This window comes from Aminiphilus sp., assembly GCF_029975095.1.
Taxonomy (GTDB): Bacteria; Synergistota; Synergistia; order Synergistales; family Aminiphilaceae; genus Aminiphilus.
The window spans coordinates 1-2143 of record NZ_JARKPW010000189.1; the positions used below are offsets into that span (position 1 = coordinate 1).

Genomic DNA, 2143 nt, shown 5'->3' on the forward strand with positions numbered 1-2143 from the left:
TGCTATGCTTCTTTCCGGTCATGGTGTATCGCCTCCTAAGGGCTCGGGTTGTTTGTGCGCTGCAGACACCCTACACCATGACCTTCTTTCTTTGAATCCCCCCTCCGCAATCACTTTTTGCACACTCTTTAGAGCATAATCCGAATTCTTCCGAAAATGAAACTCCTTCTGCTCATTATAGAACACGTTCTTCTCCAGGAAAATGCAACCCCTTCGGACACAAGCCACTGCCTTGGCCGCGCATGGAGAATCCGAACCTTGTTTTTCCGCAATCGAAGCGCATCAAAGGACCTTTCGACCCTGCACGATTTTCGGTCGGGCTCCGGAGGAAAACAGATCTTTTGTTCCGAATTTCCGAATTTCCGAATTTCCGCCTTTGCGTTCTTCGCCGCACGCGGTCCGACAATGGCGACATTCCTTCCGATGTCTTCGTCGACATTCCCCGTGCCAGAAACACGCCTGGCCAAAACACGTCACCGCCCGGGATGTACCCGTCTTCAGAAAAGACGACGTCCTCTTTTCTCTAAGGAAGCCCTGCTCAAGTAGGAATCACTCTTTCTCAATCCCGGATCGCATCGCGTTTTTCCGAGATCAGCGTAGCATTTTTCAGAGGTTCCCTAGACACCAAGCCGCAAGAATGGCCTCCTCCGGGAAGTGATTCGCCGCGGGTTTACCCGGAATCGGGTCCGGAGAGCCGGCTTGACAGAAAATGTACCTGAGGGGAATAATCGAACCTGCCCGGGGGGAGCCGTGTTTTCGGCTGAGAGGTGGCTTTTCGCCCGACCCCTGGAACCTGATCCGGTTCGTACCGGCGGAGGGAACGGGCATGGAGCGGAACCGATACGGTCTCTACTCCCCTACCGGAATACCCTTTTCTCCTCCCGTCGACCGGAGAAACCCGCATGGTGCGGAGAAGGAGGAAACGATGTATTCCAAAGAGGACCAACGCACTCGAATCCTGGTGGAGGGAGCCGTGCTATGCGGACTTTCGGTGGCGCTCTCCTACGTAAAACTTTGGCAATTGCCTCAGGGCGGTTCCATCACCCTTGAAAACCTGCCGCTTTTCATATACGCCTATCGCCACGGATTGAAAGCGGGAGTGCTCGCCGGGGGAATGTCAGGACTTCTACAGCTGTTGCTCGGAGGTTACATGGTACATCCTCTCCAGGCGCTTCTGGACTATCCGCTGGCATTTGCCGCTCTCGCTTCGGCATCTTTCGTCCGGAAGCCCTTCTGGGCTGGACTCGCCATCGGCACCTTCGCCCGGTTTCTCTGCCACTTCTTCTCGGGCGTCGTTTTTTTTGCGAGCTATGCTCCCGAAGGGACACCCGTGTGGCTCTATTCCGCCATCTACAACGGGACCTTCATGGTTCCCGCGCTCGTTCTGAATATCGCCCTCGGCCATTTTCTCCTGCCTCGGCTTTTACGTCTTCCCGGCTGGAGCAAGGCGGGGCATTGAATGCGAATCAGGCGGCAAAACGCCCCTGTTTCCCTGAGGAGGGTTTTTTCCGTTGAAGCAGGACAAACGGTATGTGGGGCGTCTCCATTCACTCGTCAATGCCTTCGGAGTGAGCATGATCAAGATCAGTGAAAAAGTGGGTGTATCGCTGACCTTCAACAAAGGCGGAGTCTGCCTCGGTGTCAGCGCGCCGGGAAGTCGGGTGGCGGCACTCCTCTCCCTCTATGGCGAAGGAGCTCATGGGACGATCACCTTCTTTCTCAGCGAAAAAGCCTTCGCGTCCTACGTAAACGGCATGACGGGAGGCATGCTCTTTCCGGACCCGGAAGAACCCGTCGCGGTGAGCGTGGCGGGCGAACTGGCCAATATGGTGAGCGGTAACGCCCTGACCACTCTGAGCGAAAGAGGCTTTTCCGGTCTGGACATCACGCCGCCTCAACTTTTCGTCGGCACCAACATCAAGTCCCTGAGGCTGCCCGAGGACAAGATGGACACGTTCACCCTCCCGTTTTATGTCGGCAACGACCGAGAGAGCATCGTCCACCAGGTACTTCTCTTCCGGAAATGACCGTTTCCCCTCGCTTCTCGACGATACGACCGGTGAAGTCGCTGGAGGGATCCGCTGTTTTCCCCATCTCCACAATACAAAAACAGAGGAAAGGCCTAGGCCTTTCCTCTGTTTTT

The 2143-nt window shown here is 55.7% G+C and carries 2 protein-coding genes and 1 riboswitch; both genes read left to right on the forward strand.

Translation table 11 applies throughout. The features are described 5' to 3' along the window. The first annotated feature begins 731 nt into the window (after positions 1-731). A riboswitch (TPP riboswitch) is annotated at positions 732-838 on the forward strand. Positions 839-925: 87 nt separating this feature from the next. After that, positions 926-1459, forward strand: a complete 534-nt coding sequence (gene thiT, locus Q1K49_RS12160; RefSeq protein WP_300526297.1) for an energy-coupled thiamine transporter ThiT — start codon at positions 926-928, stop codon at positions 1457-1459. A gap of 52 nt (positions 1460-1511) precedes the next feature. Next, positions 1512-2027, forward strand: coding sequence for a chemotaxis protein CheX (locus Q1K49_RS12165; protein ID WP_213692456.1), 516 nt, complete (start codon positions 1512-1514; stop codon positions 2025-2027). Positions 2028-2143: the final 116 nt, after the last annotated feature.